Annotated in this window: 12 protein-coding genes and 1 pseudogene; 10 read left to right on the plus strand and 3 right to left on the minus strand. The window is 46.5% G+C overall.

Translation table 11 applies throughout. The features are described from left to right. Positions 1-578: 578 nt before the first annotated feature. On the plus strand, positions 579-4,316 hold the full coding sequence (locus QUA25_RS06760; RefSeq protein WP_333036549.1) for a chemotaxis protein CheB: 3,738 nt from the start codon (positions 579-581) through the stop codon (positions 4,314-4,316). Positions 4,317-4,739: 423 nt separating this feature from the next. On the opposite strand, the gene QUA25_RS06765 is transcribed toward QUA25_RS06760, so the two are convergent. Then, positions 4,740-6,527: an efflux RND transporter periplasmic adaptor subunit gene (locus tag QUA25_RS06765; RefSeq protein WP_333036551.1), complete on the minus strand. Its 1,788-nt coding sequence runs from the start codon at positions 6,525-6,527 to the stop codon at positions 4,740-4,742. A gap of 143 nt (positions 6,528-6,670) precedes the next feature. Here QUA25_RS06765 and QUA25_RS06770 point away from each other — a divergent pair, with 143 nt between their 5' ends. The 3 genes from QUA25_RS06770 to QUA25_RS06780 all read left to right on the plus strand — a co-directional run bounded on the left by QUA25_RS06770 (position 6,671) and on the right by QUA25_RS06780 (position 9,302). After that, entirely contained in the window at positions 6,671-6,838 is a 168-nt protein-coding gene (locus tag QUA25_RS06770; protein ID WP_333036554.1) for a hypothetical protein, read from the plus strand. A gap of 100 nt (positions 6,839-6,938) precedes the next feature. Continuing rightward, the gene (locus tag QUA25_RS06775; protein WP_333036556.1) at positions 6,939-8,072 is read left to right on the plus strand and encodes an AI-2E family transporter; all 1,134 of its coding nucleotides are present in this window, start codon (positions 6,939-6,941) and stop codon (positions 8,070-8,072) included. A gap of 162 nt (positions 8,073-8,234) precedes the next feature. Next, entirely contained in the window at positions 8,235-9,302 is a 1,068-nt protein-coding gene (locus QUA25_RS06780; RefSeq protein ID WP_333036558.1) for an ABC transporter permease, read from the plus strand. Positions 9,303-9,357: 55 nt separating this feature from the next. Here the strand turns inward: QUA25_RS06780 and QUA25_RS06785 are convergent. After that, positions 9,358-9,549 (minus strand): annotated as a pseudogene (locus tag QUA25_RS06785) (ATP-binding protein); the annotation flags it as partial. A gap of 79 nt (positions 9,550-9,628) precedes the next feature. Here QUA25_RS06785 and QUA25_RS06790 point away from each other — a divergent pair. Both QUA25_RS06790 and QUA25_RS06795 read left to right on the plus strand, forming a co-directional pair. Continuing rightward, entirely contained in the window at positions 9,629-10,696 is a 1,068-nt protein-coding gene (locus tag QUA25_RS06790) for a tetratricopeptide repeat protein (protein WP_333036561.1), read from the plus strand. A 173-nt stretch (positions 10,697-10,869) separates the two neighbouring features. Then, positions 10,870-11,190, plus strand: coding sequence for a hypothetical protein (locus QUA25_RS06795; RefSeq protein ID WP_333036563.1), 321 nt, complete (start codon positions 10,870-10,872; stop codon positions 11,188-11,190). A gap of 250 nt (positions 11,191-11,440) precedes the next feature. On the opposite strand, the gene QUA25_RS06800 is transcribed toward QUA25_RS06795, so the two are convergent. Beyond that, a complete protein-coding gene (locus QUA25_RS06800) occupies positions 11,441-14,854 on the minus strand; it encodes a PAS domain S-box protein (RefSeq protein WP_333036565.1) in 3,414 nt (1,137 codons plus the stop codon). A gap of 622 nt (positions 14,855-15,476) precedes the next feature. On the opposite strand from QUA25_RS06800, the gene QUA25_RS06805 reads away from it, so the two are divergent. From QUA25_RS06805 to QUA25_RS06820, 4 genes are all read left to right on the plus strand, one after another. Beyond that, positions 15,477-15,821, plus strand: a complete 345-nt coding sequence (locus QUA25_RS06805; protein ID WP_242721486.1) for a hypothetical protein — start codon at positions 15,477-15,479, stop codon at positions 15,819-15,821. A gap of 220 nt (positions 15,822-16,041) precedes the next feature. Further along, a complete protein-coding gene (locus tag QUA25_RS06810; RefSeq protein WP_333036567.1) occupies positions 16,042-17,067 on the plus strand; it encodes an ABC transporter permease in 1,026 nt (341 codons plus the stop codon). A 208-nt stretch (positions 17,068-17,275) separates the two neighbouring features. Beyond that, positions 17,276-18,052, plus strand: coding sequence for a hypothetical protein (locus QUA25_RS06815; RefSeq protein ID WP_333036570.1), 777 nt, complete (start codon positions 17,276-17,278; stop codon positions 18,050-18,052). Between the two features lie 524 nt (positions 18,053-18,576). Beyond that, positions 18,577-19,620, plus strand: a complete 1,044-nt coding sequence (locus tag QUA25_RS06820) for a hypothetical protein (protein WP_333036572.1) — start codon at positions 18,577-18,579, stop codon at positions 19,618-19,620. Positions 19,621-19,752: the final 132 nt, after the last annotated feature.

A 19,752-nucleotide genomic window follows, 5' to 3' on the forward strand; every position in this document is an offset into this window, starting at 1 on the left:
AAAATGCTTCAATAAGTCGTGATGAGACACTTATAAAATCATCCAGAGATAGTTTACCTCGACGGGGCACTAGCGAATTTGGGATGCCACAACCTGCCTAAAAACGAAATTAATTGCCGTTCTGTAGGGTGTTCTGTTTTCTTAAGTTTATCTACTTAATTGTACAGTTTTCCCGCCGCTTCTCCCTAGCCCCACTGCTTGAGAAGGGCGGACAAGAGTTGGGTTGGAAGTTTTTTGATGAGTTGGCGGATTTAGGGGAACTGGACTCTCGGGAAAACCTTCATAGAATTGCTACGATCGCAGAATGTGGAAAATTTACTTTTTATCAAATTTTCAGAGTACATTTAGTAAAATTTATGACAAACTTCAACCATCACGATTGTCCCCGTTTAACCTGGCAGTATAGTTCTCAATAATAATAATAATAATAATAATTTGAAAATCGCACGCGCAGACTGCGCCTCAATATATCCGCAGGTAGATCGCTAATCCTTCATTTTAGAAATACCTATGATATATTTTAAAAATAAAAACGCACCATAATACTTAGTTAAAAATCCTAAAATAGGGTATAAAAAATGACTGAAAAAAAGAAGTCAAAGAAATCTCAACCTCAAGCTGGTATGAAAGCTGAAGGAAAGCAACAGAACAATCAAAATGAGTTATTTCCAGTCGTCGGAATAGGAGCCTCTGCCGGTGGATTGGAAGCCTTTACCCAATTACTCAGGCATTTGCCGATCGATACCGGCATGGCGTTTGTAATAATTCAGCATATGTTGCCGACTCAGGAAAGTGCGTTGAGTGAGATTCTGGCTCGATCGACCCAGATGCCGGTGCATGAGGTACAAGACGGGATGCAAATAGCACCGAATCAGGTCTACGTCATCCCCCCGAATGTCAGCATGACCATCGATCGAGGGGTGCTGAAGCTAACGCCTCGCGGCAGAGGACGCGGGATATTTATGTCCGTCGATACTTTTCTGGTTTCCCTCGCCGCAGAACGTGGGAACCAAGCCATCGGCATCATTTTGTCCGGGGGCGACAGCGATGGTGCCCAAGGGTTAAAAGCGATTAAGGCCGCGGGCGGTATTACTTTTGCCCAATGTGAAGAATCGGCACAAGTCAGCAGTATGCCGAACACTGCGGTGGCTACGGGTCAGGTAGACTTTATCTTGACACCGGAAAAAATTGCCCAGAAAATAGCAGAGCTCAGCCGTCATCCCTACATTGCCGAGGGGTCTGCTGCAGAATCAACCACCAGCGAAGATATGAGCAAAAGTAAAGATGCGATCGCCACCATCTACAGTTTGCTGCGCGCCGCTACAGGAGTTGACTTTACTCACTACAAACAAACCACCTTGAAGCGGCGGATGCAGCGGCGGATGTTGCTGTACAAGCTGGAACGGATCGAGGATTATGCCGAATATCTCCAAAACACCCCCACAGAAGTAACGGCGCTTTATCACGATGTTTTCATTCATGTCACCAGCTTTTTCCGTGACCCCGAAAGCTTTGAGGCTTTAAGCAGCAAAGTTTTTCCCGAAATCGTTAAAGATAAATCACCGAAAACACCGATCCGAATTTGGATTGCCGGCTGTTCAACCGGCGAAGAAGCTTACTCGATCGCTATCTGCTTGTTAGAGTTTTTAGCAGATCGAGGTACGGATCTGCCGATTCAGCTTTATGCGACCGACATCAGCGAAAATGCGATCGCCCATGCGCGCCGTGGCTTTTATACGCCAGCCCAAGTCGCCGATATTTCACCCCAACGCCTGCATCGATTCTTTGTGCAAGTCGAGGGCGGATACCAAATCGCTCAGTCGGTGCGCGAACTCTGCGTCTTTGCTAAACAAAACCTGATCAGCGATCCGCCGTTTTCCCGGATGGATTTGATAAGCTGTCGGAACGTGCTGATCTATCTGGGCCCGCCGTTGCAGAAAAAGCTGCTGCCAATTTTCCACTATGGGCTTCGGCCCGCGGGCTTTTTGCTGTTAGGCACTTCGGAAACGGTTGGTGACTTTTCAGAATTGTTTGCGCTATTAGACAAAAAGAACAAAATTTATACTAAAAAACCGTTGTCGCATTGGCTCAGCATGGATTTAACTGCTAGCAACTATCCTGCGACACTCCTCAACCCTCTACCGCTGCTGACGGAAAGCTTAAACGAAATCGAAATCGAGAAACAGGCCGATCGCATTGTTTTGAATCACTATGCGCCTGTCGGCGTCGTGATTAACACCGCCAGGGAGATTCTGCAATTTCGAGGACAGACGAATGCCTACCTAGAACCATCTCCCGGTAGGGCTAGCTTGAATTTGCTGAGAATGGCAAAAGAAGGATTGCGCGTCGAACTCCGCACTGCAATTGAACAGGCCTCCAAGCAGCAGTTGCCGATCGCGCGCGAAGGCGTGCAAATTAGAGAAAGGGAGATCATCCGGCAGGTCAAATTTAATGTGATTCCATTCCCAACAGGCGCTGCCACAAAAAACTATTTTTTAGTTTTGTTTCAAGACGAGCCGCCGATCCCTGCAATGCCTGCTGCTGTAAACGATCGTAGAGTCAACTCCGATGCTTTAGAGGGTGAAACTTTGGAGATTGCGAGGCTGCAAGAAGAACTCAAAATCACAAAAGACCACCTGCAATCGATGGTCCAAGAACATCAAGCAGCCAACCAAGATTTGAGAGCCGCCAACGAGGAGATTTTATCAAACAACGAAGAGTTGCAAAGTACAAATGAGGAACTCGAAACCGCAAAAGAAGAGATTCAAGCCACCAATGAAGAACTGAACACGATTAATGACGAATTGCAGCGGCGCAATGTTGAATCAACTCAGGTGAGTAACGATTTACAGAATCTGCTCAGCACCATCAATATTCCAATTCTGATGGTGGGAGGCGACCTGCGAATCCGCCGGTTTACTCCCGCAATCGAAAGCATCTTCAACTTGATTTCTAGCGATGTCGGGCGCTGTTTGAGCGACATCACTCACAAGTTGATAGTGCCGGAATTAGAGGCAATGATTGTAGAGGTGATCCGCACCCTCAATTTGAAAGTTCAGGAGGTTCAAGATCGAGAGGGTCATTGGTACGATCTGCATATTCGACCGTATAGGACGATCGATCACAAGATTGATGGGGCTGTGGTGATGTTGGTAGATATCCACGAGCTCAAAGTCAGCGCCCAGCAGTTGATGGAAGCGAAAAACTACGCCGAAACGATCGTGGAAACTGTGCGGGAACCGTTGCTAGTGTTAGATCTCGACCTGCGAGCGATCACCGCCAACCGTTCTTTCTACGAGACGTTTCAGGTGCTGCCGAACCAAACTGAGCAGCGCTCATTGTTCGATCTAGGTAATGGACAGTGGAATATTCCCAAGTTGCGATCGCTCCTAACAGAAATTCTGGCAGGAAATCCCGAGTTTCAAGATTTTGAGGTCGAGCATGACTTTGAGCAGATCGGGCAAAAAATAATGCTGCTCAATGCCCGCAAAATGCCTCCCATCGGCGATACACAGATGATTCTGTTGGCGATGGAGGATATCACAGAGCAAAAACAGTTAGAGACAGAACGCAGCCTTCGGATTCAAGAACAATCGGCTCGTGTGGCTGCTGAGGATACCAACCGCATCAAAGATGAGTTTTTGTCCGTCCTCTCTCACGAACTGCGGACGCCGCTCAATGCGATGATTGGCTGGGCACAGTTGCTGCGCCTGAAAAAATTTGACCAGGCTAAAACTGAGGAGGCGCTAAAAACGATCGAGCGCAGCGCCAAAGCACAAAACCAGCTCATTGATGACATATTAGACGTGTCGCGGATTAGCACAGGCCAATTTCGGCTCAATCCTTCTCAACTTGAGCTGAATCCTCTGCTTGAAAATGCGATCGGGGTGATTCGTTTCGCAGCAGAAGCCAAAAATATTCAAATTGAATCTAAGCTAAGTCCTTTAAAACCAAAGATTTTGGGCGATCCAAGTCGCTTACAACAAGTGGTGTGGAATCTACTTTCAAACGCGATTAAATTCACCCCAGCCGGAGGCAGAATTGACATCGCATTAGACTACATCGATGGCATGGCTCAAATCCAAGTTAGCGATACTGGTAAGGGCATTCACCCTGATTTTCTGCCCTATGTGTTCGATCGCTTCCGTCAGGCGGATAGTAGCTTCTCTCGCAGAGACTCAGGATTGGGGCTAGGACTCTCGATCGTCCGTCATTTAGTAGAACTCCACGGCGGTACTGTTACTGCAACAAGTCCGGGTGAGGGACAAGGAGCAACGTTTACCGTGAGGTTGCCGGTACGAACAGATATCCCATGATTGTTGACTGTTGATTGTTGACTGTTGAGGGTTGATTGTGAGTCAAAAAACTGAAAATAGGGGGCTATATTTGTTGGCAGCTTGATTCGACTTTATCAGGACGATGAAGCGCGGATTTGATATCATTCCCGCGCAGCCAGAATTAATATTATTTCTAATCTTATCTCCTGATCTAATATCGTTTCCGGTTGCCTCACAATAATAAAATCGAGTCAACAGTTAACACTCAACCATTGAGTTTTTCCACCCCTCCTTCTACTACAGTCAACAGTCAAAAATAATTGATATTATTTCTAATCTTATCTCCTGATCTGATATCGTTTCCGCTTGCATCACAATAATAAAATCGAGTCAACAGTCAACAGTCAACAGTCAACAATCAACAGTTAACCATGATAAGGAGTGCAACCGGAAGCGATATAACTATTTAGCAACCTTAACCTCAGCGCCATCCTTAAGAAAACCAGTCCCAGTAACAACCACCCGATCGCCCGCCTTCAAACCCTTTTTAACCACCACCTTAGCAGCAGTCAAATCGTTCACCGCACCCCCGGAAATTTCCCCAAGTTCCACCGGTTGAGCTTGCACCTTGTCCTGCCCGACAAGTTTATAAACAATAGAACTGCCGTCAGGTTGCGGCAAAATAGCTTTAGCGGGGACTTTCAAACCTTGAGCCGTTGCCGTCGAAATGGATGCGCGCAAAAACATTCCCGATCGCAAAAACTCGCTTGCCGGCAAATCAATCTTCACCGTAGCTTGCCGATTTTGCGGGTCAACTACCGGCGAAATCTCTCGCACAGTTCCTGACAACTTAATCCGCTTGTCAGAATCCGAAGAAATTTGCACTGCTGTTCCCGGCCGCACTTGCGAAACCTGAGTTTCCGGTACTTTCAATTGCAGTTCCAGCTTGTTGCCGCGAATAATCGAAAAGAGTTTTTGACTTCCCGAAGAAACATCGCCAACTCGACCAATTCTTTCAGCCACAGTGCCACTATCCGGCGCTCGAACAATTGTTTGTTCGAGTTGAGTTTGTAACTGTTTGACTTGTGCATCATTGCTGCGGACACTTGCTGCGTTATTTCCGACATTTGCTCTCGCACTGCTGATACTCGCTCCGGCCGTATTCACTTTAGCACGAGCGCTGGCGAGGGCTGCTCTAGCCGTACTGATATTAGCTTCAGCAGTAGCTACTTTAGCAATAGAAGATTGCACTTCTTCCGCTGCTTTATTCTGTTCTTCCAAAGCTGTATTCAAGTCAGCTTTAGCTTTGTTCAAGTCTTGAACAGCAGTCTGCCGTTCCGTCTTTCGCCTTTCCAAATCTTGCTGACTAATTACTCCCTGAGTCGCCAAATCTTGGGTGCGGTTTACTTCTCTTTGAGCTTGATCTAATTTTGCCTGGGCGGAGGCAATGCCTGCTTTAGCTTGAGTGACACCGGCTTTAGCTTGTTCCACACCAGCCCTTGCCTGCCCGACGCCTGTTCTGGCTTGCGCTGCGTCAGCGATGGCTTTTTCAACGCCAGCTTGGGCTTGAGCAACGCCGGCTTGGGCTTCTTGTTGGGCTGACTCGGCTTGCTCTACCTGAGCTTGGGCTTGTTCTACCGTAGAATTGGCCGATTGTACTCCCGCAAGCGCTTCGGCAATTTGCGATCGTAGCACCGAATCGTCCAAAACCGCCATCGTCTGACCTTTTTCTACGGCATCCCCTTCATTCACCAACACCTGCTTGATTTGCAAACCGTTGGCCTGTGGCAGCACTGGCAGCAAGTCATAGGCTGCCACGGTGCCCGTCGCTTCCACAGTTTCACCCACCTGGGCAGATTCCACAGGCGCCACTGTCACAGCCTGAGCCGTCGCCTGCTGAGTTGCCGACGGAATGGGAGCTGCGGGACGCGAACTCTGATTTCCCCCAGTCAAGTTGACTGCTAGCAACGTTGCAGCAACACCCATCCCTGCGCCCGCCAACAAGGCAGGCCACCTGATTTCTTTGCGGGGTCCAACTTCAGTTGCTTCTGGTTCCCAAACTTGTTCCTCCTCGATTTCTGGAACTTCCAGCGCCACTTCTCGTTCATCATCCTCACCGGAGAATTGCCAGCGAGAGTTGTCTGAGACTTCACTTTCAGCTACATCCACTGCTGAGTTCCTGTCGCGCCCGCTCTCCACGGGGGGAAGGGGTTGCTTTTCTTCCGCTTCTGAAAAAACTTGATTGGTCACGGTAGTTCCTCTCGCCGCTATTAGCCTTTGGTTTTTTTATTGTAAAGAAAGATTGCGGTTTTTATATTTGATTCATTTTAGCGGATAGCCTCAGCAATCCCGCGTCCCCCTTTTGGGTGAGTGTGGCGTCGTTTCACCTTACAATGGCGAATAGATCGGAGTTTGTGCGATCGACATTTAATTTGATCTGCGTGCGGGGCATACTGAATATTAGCGCGATGGTCGATCGTGGGGTCGATCGGGCTGTCATTGTCTCTCCCCAAGTGGTTTGGCCCTCACCAACCTATCAATGCGGAGAAAAGTCTGTCTAATCTTGAACTGATTCTTCCTAACTTATACTCTAATGTGTTTATTGTATAATACGGCACATCTGCTAAAAAACTTGTGCCACTTTATTTAAAAAAAATCAAAATGAATAGTCTCTTTTCTCCCCTCCAACAGTTTCTAATTACTTGGCTGCTACTGCTAGTGACGGGATGGTTTACCCTGACTGCTGTCAGTTATGTTGGGGAACTGGTCAGCATTTTAGTAACCGCGGGACTCGTTGCATTTTTATTAAATTATGCAGTAAAAAGACTGCAAGTATTTTTGCCCCGGGGAGTCGCCGCGGGGCTGGTTTATTTAACTGCGGGTGTGATAGTAGTAGTAATCGGTTTAACTATAGTGCCGCCGGTGTTGGGCCAAGCGAGCCAGTTGGGGGTGAGGTTGCCGGAATTGCTGGAGTCGGGGCGGCTGCAGCTAGGTGAATTTCAAGCCTGGAGTGCCGAGCGCAATTTACCGTTTGACGTGCAAATATTGGAGCAGCAACTGTCAGCTAGAGTCCAGGGACAAGTCCAGGCGATCGCCGGTACGGGTTTAGGCTTAGTTGTAGGTACTGTTAACTGGTTTGTGGACTTAATTTTTATTGTGGTGATTTCCTTTTATATGCTGCTAGACGGGCAAAGAGTGTGGCAGGGTTTGACTAGCATTTTTTCCCCAGAAATTCGCTATGTTTTAACAGAGACTTTGGAGCGAAACCTCCAGCGATTTGTATCGGGACAGTTATTGCTGGGACTATTTATGGCCATCTCACTAACTTTGGCTTTTTGGTGGCTGCGAGTTCCGTTTTTTCTGTTGTTTGCCGTATTTATAGGATTGACGGAAATAATTCCGTTTATTGGAGCAACTTTGGGAATTGGCACTGTTAGTATAATTGTAGCGTTTATTGATTGGTGGCTGGCGCTGCAAGTCTTGGTAGTGGCGATCGGTCTCCAGCAAATCAAGGATAATTTAGTAGCTCCCCGAATCATGGGCAATCTTACCGGATTGAGCCCGGTAGTTATTTTCACAGCTTTGCTGTTAGGAGGTAGAGTGGGAGGATTGTTGGGAGTTATCCTGGCAATTCCGCTCACTGGGGTTGTAAAAAGTATAGTAGAAATTGTACTCAATCCCAAATTGCCGCCCCAAACAGGCTCGTTTTTCTACAATCCTTTTAGCGGCGAGGAATTGGGGAAAATAGCAGAAGATGAAAGCAGAATAATCTTGGTCGGAGATGAACAAAAGTAGTTTAATTGTTGTAGTAAGTAATTCAGTTATGAAAACTTTTATAAGTCAGGAATTAACTTTTGGCTGCTGAGTCCATCAAGAAAAAACTAAAGTCTCTACAAAGAAATTTAAGAACTTTAGTCTTGATTACTAACCCACTTAAAATCTCAACCCTAAAAACTTATGAAATGGTGGCAAAATCTTAGAAAAAATCCTCTAGCTCGGTTAGGAGCAGTGCTACTGTTAATTTTTTATACAGTCGCACTTTTAGCCGAATTTGTGGCACCTTACGACCCCTATGACTCTCAATTAAACGGTTCATTGCTGCCGCCGACTCAGATTTATTTAAGCACCCAAGACGGGCGCTTTATCGGGCCCCACGTTTATCCTACTACTCAGGGCCCAGTGGATGCGAATACCGGCGCTCGCGAGGTAATTGTAGACTTGCAAAAACCCTCTGCTGTCGGTTTGTTTGTCAAAGGTTCCCCCTATAAATTTTTAGGATTTTTGCCTTTTGACAGACACCTGTTTGGCACTACAGGAGAAGGTCAAATTAACCTTTTAGGAACGGATGAACAAGCGCGCGATCAATTCAGTCGCTTAGTACACGGCAGCAGAATTAGCCTCAGCATCGGTTTAGTGGGCATAGCCATTTCTTTTCCCTTGGGATTGTTTATCGGAGGCATATCGGGTTATTTCGGCAGTTGGATTGATAGTATTTTAATGCGCTTCGCCGAAGTATTGATGACGATTCCCGGTCTTTATTTATTAGTAGCGCTAGCAGCAGTGTTGCCCCCGGGATTAACAAGCGCCCAGCGATTTATATTGATTGTGCTCATTACTTCATTTATCAATTGGGCGGGTTTGGCGCGGGTAATTCGCGGTCAGGTACTGTCAATTAAACAGCTAGAATTCGTGCAAGCGGCGCGGGCAATGGGCGCCAACCCAATTTATATCATTGTCCGCCACGTTTTGCCACAAACTGCTACTTATGTAATTATTTCTGCTACTTTGTCTGTTCCGGGTTTTATTGTAGCCGAGTCGGTTTTGAGTTTAATTGGCTTGGGAATTCAACAGCCCGATCCTTCTTGGGGGAATTTACTATCCCTGTCTACTAATGCTTCGATTTTAGTGTTGCAGCCTTGGTTGGTTTGGCCTCCGGCGATACTGATTATTTTGACTGTTTTGGCGTTTAATTTATTGGGGGATGGGTTGCGGGATGCTCTCGATCCGAGAAGCATTCAAAGGTAATTTGGAGTTAGTAATTTCTAGTTTTCAGACAGAGCAGGTGTAACAGTTACGCCCTCTAATTTGGCGGATTAATCGGCAAGCGAATGGTAAAAGTAGAACCAACACCCTCCTGACTTTTTACGGAAATATTGCCGCCCATCATGAGGCAAAAACGCTGGCTAATTGCTAATCCCAAACCGGTGCCGCCGTACTTGCGGGTGGTGGAAGCGTCTGCTTGGGTAAAGGGTTGGAAAATGTGCTGCAACTGTGGGCTACAATTATCTTCAAGTATATACCTGCAATTTGCTGTAAAATTTTTTCAGTAATCTAATTATTCCAGTCGGCTCGTGAAATTAGAACAGGCCTTAGCTCAATATACTGATGCTCTCACTAACCTAAAATTGGCCAAGTCTGAACCCTCAGAAATAAAAGTTCTCCAGATTTTAGTTGCTCGCGATGCCATCAAAGAAGCACTCAGCGATAAAACCCAGATTTCTTTGGAAAGTTTGGCTAAACTACTCGAATTGGACAACTTCCTGAAACAACAAGCCGATGCGATCGCCAGAGGAGCAAAATTAGCAGAATGGCGATCGACATTTCACCCCTCCCCAGAAGCTTGGTGGTGGTTCCTCGAACCGACTTCCGACGAAAAAGTTTCCCAATCACATCCCCTCGATCCGTTGTTCAACGGGCTGACAATCGCTGGATTGACGGCGGTAGGGGCCTATATGACAACCTTCATCCAACTCTTTTCCACGGGAGGATTCGGTATCGCTGAAACCTTTGGCCTGCTGGGACAAGGAGGGTTACTTCTCACGCTAATCCGCACCTTGCAGAACACAGGACAAGATAAGATTAAAAACATCCTCAAAAAACTTAATATTTCTCCCCAGTTTCACAGTCAAGCAACCTTGGGAATTACCGCAATGTTATTGTTGGCTTCTGTGGGAGTCTATAACTTTTTGCCTCGGATTGGGGAGTGGAACTCTCAAGAGGGAGACAAACTGTACAAAAAAGGTTTACTGGTAAAAGCCAAAGCGAAATACGAGCAAGCGGTCAAAATAACTCCCGAGAATTCTGACATTCTAATTGCCTTGGGAAAAATCTCCGAATCTTTGGGATATCTAGATCAAGCTCAAAAGCATTATCAAATAGTTTTAGAGCGAGGAGATGCCCGCGCCTTTAATAATTTAGGTCGTGTTTATATTAGCCAAGGAAAACTGAGTTCCGCTGAATCTTTACTGCGAATTGGATTACAACAAGCGTTGCCTAAAGGACCTAGAAAAAAAGATGACAATCATCAACTCAACTATGAACTGCGTCTAAACTTGGGCTGGGTACTGCTCGAACAAAAACTTTACGACGAGGCTGAAAAAGAACTCCGAAAAGCAGTTGATCTAGACGAAAAAATGTAAGGATTCAGGTCTAAAAACTTGCGGCTCCAACGCTTGTCTGGCAAGGGTTGTAGGGCAAAATAAGGGTTTTTGCCTTTCGTGGTTGATTGTCAATAAAGGACGAAAAACTGTCATTTTTTGTCTTTTATTGAGAATAGAGATTTATTTAGCATCAAGCTCCAGATCTAAAGTCTTTGCCCAGCAAGGAGTTCAGTGACCTGAATCCTTACGAAAAAATTATAGAACAACAGCTCGGTGGAGGCATGGCTTATTGCTTACTCGCAGAGGTTAGGAAAAAGGTTATGGAAGGGAGAAAAGATAAAACAAACGACAAACAGCGAGCGGACGATAAAAAAAATAAATTGGACTGGGAAAAAAAGTGTATGAGCAAGGCTCGTCCCGAAACGCTAGCTCAGTATAAATGGTTTATTGATAAGGGAAAACGAGATATGGCTGAAAACATAAATACGAGTGGGGTGGTGGATGGAGAATCTAACCCAAGTACACAGCCGTGATGACTAAGATAAAAGTAAAAAATAAAACCTAAACAGAATGTTCTTTTTACTTTTAGTTTCCCTACTTCGTTTAAAGTCCCCATTTTGTAGGGGAACTTCTTTTGTAAGGTGCGCCAGCATTCTTTTTTTCTCAAATTGAATGCTGCGTGTGCCATCCTATCATTTCCGGTTACACCGGAATGATGTTGACGGTTGACGGTTGACAGTGAACAGTGAACAGTGAACAGTGAACTCGGATTTACTATCAACCCTAATTTGGCGGATTAACAGGTAAGCGGATGCTGAAAGTAGAACCAACACCCTCCTGACTTTTTACTGAAATATTGCCACCCATCATTAGGCAAAAACGCTGGCTTATTGCTAGTCCCAGACCAGTGCCGCCGTACTTGCGGGTGGTGGAAGCGTCTGCTTGGGTAAAGGGTTGGAAAATGTGCTGCAACTGGTCGGGAGTCATCCCAATTCCTGTATCTGTACAATTAACAACTAAAAATTCTTTAGTAGCAATTGAAGATTGAGAACTTGCCGCAGGTTCAGAAGTGTTTTCTGGTTTTGCTTCGCTGCTGTCGTCCGCAATTTTTTCTCGGCTGGCTGTGAGGGTAATTGTACCGTTTTGAGTGAATTTGGCGGCATTGCTCAGCAAATTTAATAAAATCTGCTGCACTTTGGTAATGTCACCGTGCATAGTGCCGATATTCGTAATTTGGTGCAGGTTTAGAGTGTTGCCGTTTTTCTCAATTAGCGGCGCGGCGGTGGATGCTACTTCTTCAATTAAGGCGGCGATGTCGAAGGTTTCTAAGTAAAGATCCATGCGACCGGCTTCGATTTTAGAAATGTCGAGAATGTCGTTAATTAGCGATAGCAAGTGTCTGCCGGAAGTGCGAATTTTGTCTAAATCTGGGGTGAGTTCATCGTAACCCAATTCTGCGGTTTCTTCTTGGAGCATTTCGCTGTAGCCGATGATGGCATTCAGAGGTGTTCGCAGTTCGTGGCTCATGTTTGCTAAAAATGCGCTTTTTGCGGTGGAAGCGGCTTCGGCTGCTTCTAGGGCGAGTTGCAAGGCGGATTCAAAGACTTTGCGATCGCTAATATCCTCGACGCTGCCTTCATAGTAGAGTACCTTGCCGTCGGCGTCGCACACTGCACGCGCGCTTTCGGAAATCCAAATTACCTTGCCGTCAACGCGGTAAACTTGTGACTCAAACCCCGAAACTTCTCCGAATTCTTCCATCACCCGCATAAACTTGTCGCCCTGCTGAGGATTGACGTAAGCTTGCTGCCTGATGTTTGTGAGATTGGATGTCAATTCTTCGGGAGTGGCGTAGCCGTAGATGCGGGCTAAAGCTGGATTTACGCTCAAGAAGTGGCCTTCGGGGGTTCTTTGAAAAATGCCTTCGACGGCATTTTCAAAGATGCTGCGATATTTTTGTTCTGCTTGACGCAAAGCACTTTGTGTACGATCGCGCTCGCTGGCTTCGATCGCTAATGATACTAAATCTGCGAGGGAAGCAGCAAAATTTTGTTCTTCTAATGTCCAGTTGCGAGTAGTTCCCACTTGTTCGATACAGATGACTCCCACTGTTTGTCCGCCGAGGCGCACTGGCGCGTCTAAGGTAGAAGTAGTGCCAGCTTGTGAAAAGTAAGATTCGGCAAATTCTCTAGTTCTAATATCTGAGAGAGCGTCCTCGGCTGCGATCGTCCGGTGTTCTTCCAAAGCTTTAAAATAAGCTGGATAGTCTGCTGCTGCGAGTTCATTACCTTGGGAATGCTGGTGGTTGCTGCGGCTAAATTGGTCGAGACATTGCAGTTTCGATCGGCTTTCATCGTACAACCATGCTCCGGCTCGTTCTGCATCTAGGGTATGAGCCGCCGCTTCGGTGATTTGCCTCAAAGCTACTTGCAAATCGCCTCGATACAGCGCTTTATTTCTTGCCAGTTCTACCAAAACCGTATTTTGTTTGAGCAATTGTTTTTGCCTTTGGCGTCGCGCCGATTCGGCTCGCTTCTGTTCGGTAATGTCGCGGGCTACCAAAATGACGGATTCTTCTGAAAGCGGTGAAATGCTGGCGGCAAAACAAACTTCGCGGTCGCCAATGGTTAAATCGTACTCGATGCTGAGAGTTTGCTGAGTATCTAAAGCTGCTCGGATGTGGTTGAGAAAATTGTCGGCTATAGCTTGCGGAAACACCTCTGTGACTGTTTTTCCAACTAATTCTTCGGCTGGTTTGTAGATCAGAGAAAGATTTGTGGGCGCAATTTTTAAGTAGCGGCCGGTGGAGTCCACAACTATAATTAATTCGTTCATAGCTGCAAACAAAGCCCGCAATTCTGCTTCTGCGGCTTTGAGTTCGGCCGTCCGCTCTGCTACTCGCTGTTCTAAACTAGAGTTGGTTTGTTCTAGGGCAACAAAAGACGATCGCAATTGTCTAGCCATTTGGTTGAAAGACTGAGCCAGGAGACCGAGTTCTTTGACTCCTTGAACTTCGACTTGGCCGTCTAATTCTGGGGAGGTGAAGTCGGATGATTCCGACATTTTTGTTAAAGCTTTGGAAGCTTGCAACAATCGGGTAATCGGTTTGACAACCCAGCGAGTGGTGAAAATTCCGAGTGCGCTCGCCAGTACGAAGGCAAAAAAGCACAATAAGATAGTTGTCCGAGTGTTGGCGTTAATTTGCTCCATAAAATCTGCTTCCGGGATTGCAACTACAATCAGCCAATCGAGGCCGCGACCGTCTTGCAGGGGAACAACGGTAATAAATTGACGTTTGCCGTCTATCTCGAAGGTAAACTGTCCTTGGCTGTCAATTTTTTCAAAACTACCAAATCGTTGTTGCAAGTATGTGGAGGCCGATCGAATTAGCAAATTTTTGCTCTGTGTCCCCAACAGCCGTTTTTGTCCGTCTTTGTCGGTGACAAAGGGCAATTCGTCTGTGGAACTGGCGACTATTTTCCCGCTGCGTTCGATCGCAAAGACTTGTCCCGACGGGCTAATTTTGATGCTTTTAAGAAAATCGCTGATTTGAGAAAGAGTTAGGTCAATTGCCAGTACCCCCTGCAGGCTACCCGTTTGGTTGTAGATGGGCATCACCGGCGTAATCCCCAGCACTGGCGGTGCTGCGAAGGTGTAGATGGGAGACCAAGTGGCTTTGCCTGACTGTTTGGCAGCTTTGTACCACGGTCTAGTACGGGGGTCATAGGGGAAGGTTTTGATTAGCTCAGTGCGATTTCCTTGGCTATCTAGGCGATAAATTTGGCGGTTTGGAGCGGTTGATTCATCTCTGATGTATACTAAATGTTCTGCTTCTCGCTTGAGCAAGAGGAATCTGCCCTGTTCGTCGCCGTAGTAGATGGTTGTATTTCGATCGCTCAGCTTGGTCTGGTTCCACAAATAGCGCTCTAAGTTGGGGAAGTCTTCCGGATCTAAGTTTCCAGAGGCGATCGCAGCAGTATTCATTTGCAGAAATAAATGAGACACATCCCCAAAACTGCGGAAATTTTCTTTCGTCCTCGCTGCAACTTCCAAGCTTAACCTAGTAGCAAGGTCATTGACGGCTTTCTGGCCGTTGCGAAACGACAGCCATCCAGTCACGCCGACTGCTACGGAGATTTGCACCACCAGCGGTATCAACAAAACTAGGCTCAGTGACATCTTGGGCGAGCTTTTCATCACACAACTGCTCAGACTTTTCAATAACATCAATATTCTGACACCTACCTGGTTTGCCTATCGTTTGTCGCTTCAAAGGGCGCCTCGATATAAGTTACAATGTTGTACACAAATAGTGAAGTGCAGTCGCTGGTCGCTCAAAACGGGGCTGAGGTTTCCACCACTACGGTAAAAAATTGTAATATTAATCATGCCACTACTTGCCTGAATGTGGCGATCGCTCTGCAGACTCCCGGTCAAAAAGTCACTCCCCGTAAAAAAAGCAACTTTAGGGCAGTGATCCCCACCCTGGTTGTCATCAGTCATTGCCAACTATTCAATTTTTTAATCTAAACTTTTAAATCTAAAATAACCTAACTTTCTCCGGGTGGGCATTGTCTTCCTTACGCCTGGTTAATAAAATTTTAATTTTAATTTTTTCTACAGTGCCAGGACAAATGTAAATTCTGTGACAATCTGGTGTTAAAAAATTTGCTATTAATAAGATAAGCCGCCAAAACCCTGAGCGACTACAAAGAGGATAATTGAAGCATCTGCATTTCATCAACGCCAGCAAAGTAAAGCGTTTTTGGCTTTTTGGGACGCTCGACATTTTGGCAAAATAATACTTCTGGAGGATGACATGAACTATACATTTGAAATCCTAGGCGTATCTCCAACTTTAACATTTTTTAACCAGCAGCAGGAATTGCTGCAACAACAGCAGCCGTCCGGTGTAGAATACTTGGCAAACCGCAAGTGCACTCTCGATGCGTTTGTGGCATCCGTAGAGACAGTTTCTCCTAACCGCGGCTGGGATGTCGATCGAGTTGTAGACACCGTGATTAGTTTCTGGATGAACAATTCCGATAGCATCCAGTATTGGAGACACAGGCTCCAGGATGCCGGCAGCGAAAACTTGTTAGTAGCCAGAGTAGGCGATATCAAGTCTTTGCAAGCTGCATTTGAATCGCTGCTGGGGGAATAAGAAAATCGGGAATTGCGAAAAAGTCGATCGACAATCGCTAAAACTGAGATCTTGCGCCATTCTCAATCATCCTTTCAGGGCTGGCTAGGAGCAACGGTTCAAAATAAAATTTATCTGTTGTGGAACAGGCATCTTTCCTGTTCTTGAGAATAGTGCAAGATGTAAGTAAAATCCACTCAACTGTCTATTTTCAATTTCCAATTCGTAATTCCCAAATATTATGTCTCGTTCCAAAGCCCTGCAATCTTATATTTTTCTCCGCTTGCTTCTCGCACCCCTAATGTTGTGGACAATCACCACAGCAGTATTTTTATTGTTGCGGGCCACTCCGGGCGACCCCATAGATGCCATTCTCGGCTCACGAGCTCCCGCAGCAGCCAAAGAAGCAATGCGAACTCAACTGGGCCTGGACGCACCCCTGTGGCAGCAATATCTCAAATACATGAAAGACTTGTTGAGCTTCGACTTGGGAACCTCCATCACCACTCGCGGACAAACCGTGTGGCAAATTATCGGAGATTATTTCCCCGCTACAGTGGAATTAGCAGTTTGTAGCATGGCCATAGCTTTAATTGTCGGCATCAGTATCGGTTCCCTGGCAGCATCCCGCCCCAACACTATTTTCGATGCTGCGGGCCGTTTGTTTGGCATTATTACTTACTCGCTGCCCGCTTTTTGGGCCGGCATGGTTTTGCAATTAATTTTCGCGGTGCAGTTGGGATGGTTTCCCTTGGGAACTCGCTTTCCCGTGACATTCCCAGCCCCCGAAGGCTACACAGGACTATACACTATTGACAGTCTCCTGAGTGCTAACCCTGCTCAGTTTCTCACATCTTTACATTATTTGGCACTTCCGAGTTTGACATTGGGGATTCTTTTGAGCGGCATTTTCGAGCGCATTGTCAGAGTGAATCTCAAGCAAACTTTGCAAGCAGATTATGTCGAAGCAGCTAGAGCTAGAGGTATTCCCGAATTCCAGATTTTATGGGCTCACGCTCTGAAAAATGCACTAATTCCGGTGATTACTGTCTTAGGATTGACTTTTGCTGCACTGTTGGGCGGTGCTATTTTAACAGAGGTTACTTTTTCTTGGCCCGGGTTGGCAAATCGCCTTTACGAAGCGATTAGCTTGCGGGATTATCCAACTGTTCAAGGTATTGTGGTGTTTTTTGCGGCAATTGTCGTAATTGCCAGCATTGTAATTGATATTTTGAATGCTTACGTTGACCCACGAATTCGCTACTAAAAATATCCAGGAAGAAGGGCAACGGATGCGCGACTGTTGCACTTTCGCCTTTTTCTACCTGTACTTTCTGCGTTCGGGAGATGTTTCAGCCAGCGGTGGCCCATAAGAAGCAGTTGTCAAAAAGATCGATCGGCTTTTAGAGTGACGACACTTAGCAATTTATGGGCAATACTGGAGAAAATAAAATTATACATTTGAGGAAACGCTGATGAGATTATTGCGAACAATCGCCGCTCTATCGGCGGCATTGACCCCACTGATGGCTGAAGCTGCCTTTAGCCGTCCCATGCCGGGAACAGCCGATTTTCCCAGAGCCTCAAACCCCGATGTAAATGTGCCGGTTTGCTTCATCGAAACCCGAGGCGGCACAACTTTTGATTTAGTCAGCTTGTGCGGCAGCAATGCTGCTCCCCAAAACACTAATCCGGTGGCGGGCAATGCTCCTGCAAATAACCCCAATGCAGGCACTCCGCCTCCTCCCCCGAACCCCAACGCCCTAACCAGAGATGCTGTCGGCACCCCGATAACTACTCCAACAGGCACGGCAAATCCCAACAATCAGAATAATCAGAATCCGGGAACTTCGCCCGCAGGTACTCCCAACAATGCCAATCCGGGAAGTTCGCCCGCAGGTACTCCCAATGCCAATCCGGGAACTTCACCCGCAGGTACTCCCAATGCCAATCCGGGAACTTCACCGAGTACCAATCCCAATAATCTCAATCCGGGAAGTTCGCCCTATATCACTCCCAATAATCCCACTCCGGGAACTTCGCCGAATACCAATCAGAATAATCTCAATCAGGGAAGTTCACCGAGTACCAGTCCCAATAATAGTGCGTCTCCCACGGGTGGAACTGCTGGCGGCGGCAACGGCGATTTAGTTCCCAATCCCAATATCAATCTTCCGAGAGTACCGCCGAGTTCCTTTGGCCCTGGAGGTGTGGCACCGACTAGAGATGCGATTGATGGCCCCCGCCAGTAATAGGCGAAGTGTCAGAACTTTTACAGAAACCGGGTTTCTCGGAAACGTTCTCTTTTTAAGGGATATTTCACCCGCGAGAAAGCCGGAATATTTATTTTCCTGCGTAATATTGATGTCAGGTGCGATCGGCATATTTTGTAGCAGAGTAGCCAAATAAAAGTTAAGCTAAGAACTTGTAGACGCTATCGGCGAAGCACTCTTTCAAAACTGGACAACCAGGTAGAAGCAGTGAGAAATAGCCAGCTTTAATCCGTAACAGGATTAGCGATCGGCACAGGTTAAAATTATTACCAGGCGGGTTCTCGCCAGCTCCAAGTTCTCACGCTAAACCATTCAACAGGCATATTTTTGTTAAGCCAGTGTGGTTTGGAAATTATCGGCTGATAACATTAGCCAGACAAAATTAACCCGATTATTCGGAGGCTCTTCATGAGCAAAATATTTGTTTTAATAAATTGGAACAAAATTGCTCTAGACCCGATCCTCTGCGAGGGCTTCGCTAACGCACTTGAGGAGGAAATCTAGTGTCAAACTTAGTTCAACGCTTAGAAATAACCGCTCATCCGCAACTAGAAAAATCCCTCGGCTATCGAGGAGATAGTCGCTGGGTAGCTTGGCGCTGGGAACCCGACATCGACCAACTTATTTCCAGCGACGGCAAAACAGTCGGCACGGGCAATAATATGGCTTGGCTGGTGTTTTTGCAGCACGATTTAGTCGATCCTGCGGTACAAGAGTACAACCTCGGCGAGGGCGATCGCTACTGGCTGCTTTTAGATACCGAAACTAGAAATCTCTATGTCGGGGAAGGGAAAACTGTTCAAAGTCTGCTCGAACAGCCGGAAAGTTTAGGTTTATTGGCTTGTCTCGATGGTGGCAATGCCGATCGGCAAACTGGTGAAACTTGGCAGCAAACGCTATCTCAACTAACAGCCAAACCAGTTGTTCGCCACCTCACAAATGCCCTTCCTTTCGGTATCGCGGCCGCTTTGATAGGTGCTTTAGGCATCGGAACCGGATTGTGGGTTGTGCCGGCGGTGCAGCAGAAAATAGCCGAAAAAGCTGCTTTTATTTCCCCAATTAGTTCTGGCGCCAACTGCGGGCTTGGCGGTTCCGACGATTTTTCAGGTTATATCGGTTCCTCAAGCGGAAACAAAGAACTTCATTTAATAGGCGTTTACGAAGCCAATGCCGATCACAAGAACCGAGATTTATCACAAAGTGCGATCGAAGTCAAAGTAGAACGCCGCAGCAAGCCCATAATTCTCGCACTTTCAGCCTACGAACCGGTGCAATGGAACATTACCGCAGAACCGGGAGCCGTAATCGAAAAAATCATTGTTAACGGATACCACAACCAAACTGTTTCAGGAGTTTCGGGAATTCCGGTAGAAGAGCACAGCTACGAAGAAACCGGAGACAATCTCGGCGACTTTATTTACAACTGGGATGCTACCGCTGAAAGTACCAATACTTCTTCCCTCGTGACTAAATTGGAACAGAGAAACCGCACCAGTTTAACTTCTTTTCAAGGATGCTATAGAGGTAAAAACTTTAGTATTAATTGAGAGCAGCGACAGAGGGCGACAAGTTATACGATTTTCGATTTTCGATAGGGAATAAGAGACCTCCACAAAAAAAATGATCCAACAGCTATGTGGGTTTAGCGAAAATTTCCACGAACCATTTTTGAAGATTGG

This window comes from Microcoleus sp. Pol17C6, assembly GCF_036701145.1.
Lineage (GTDB): Bacteria > Cyanobacteriota > Cyanobacteriia > Cyanobacteriales > Microcoleaceae > Microcoleus.

Excerpts from the sequence above, each read along its gene's own strand:
- QUA25_RS06760 (WP_333036549.1), top strand. The coding sequence starts at position 579 with ATGACTGAAAAAAAGAAGTCAAAGAAATCTCAACCTCAAGCTGGTATG.
- QUA25_RS06770 (WP_333036554.1), top strand. The coding sequence starts at position 6,671 with ATGGCGAATAGATCGGAGTTTGTGCGATCGACATTTAATTTGATCTGC.
- QUA25_RS06775 (WP_333036556.1), top strand. The coding sequence starts at position 6,939 with ATGAATAGTCTCTTTTCTCCCCTCCAACAGTTTCTAATTACTTGGCTG.
- QUA25_RS06780 (WP_333036558.1), top strand. The coding sequence starts at position 8,235 with ATGAAATGGTGGCAAAATCTTAGAAAAAATCCTCTAGCTCGGTTAGGA.
- QUA25_RS06800 (WP_333036565.1), bottom strand. The coding sequence starts at position 14,854 with ATGAAAAGCTCGCCCAAGATGTCACTGAGCCTAGTTTTGTTGATACCG.
- QUA25_RS06805 (WP_242721486.1), top strand. The coding sequence starts at position 15,477 with ATGAACTATACATTTGAAATCCTAGGCGTATCTCCAACTTTAACATTT.
- QUA25_RS06810 (WP_333036567.1), top strand. The coding sequence starts at position 16,042 with ATGTCTCGTTCCAAAGCCCTGCAATCTTATATTTTTCTCCGCTTGCTT.
- QUA25_RS06815 (WP_333036570.1), top strand. The coding sequence starts at position 17,276 with ATGAGATTATTGCGAACAATCGCCGCTCTATCGGCGGCATTGACCCCA.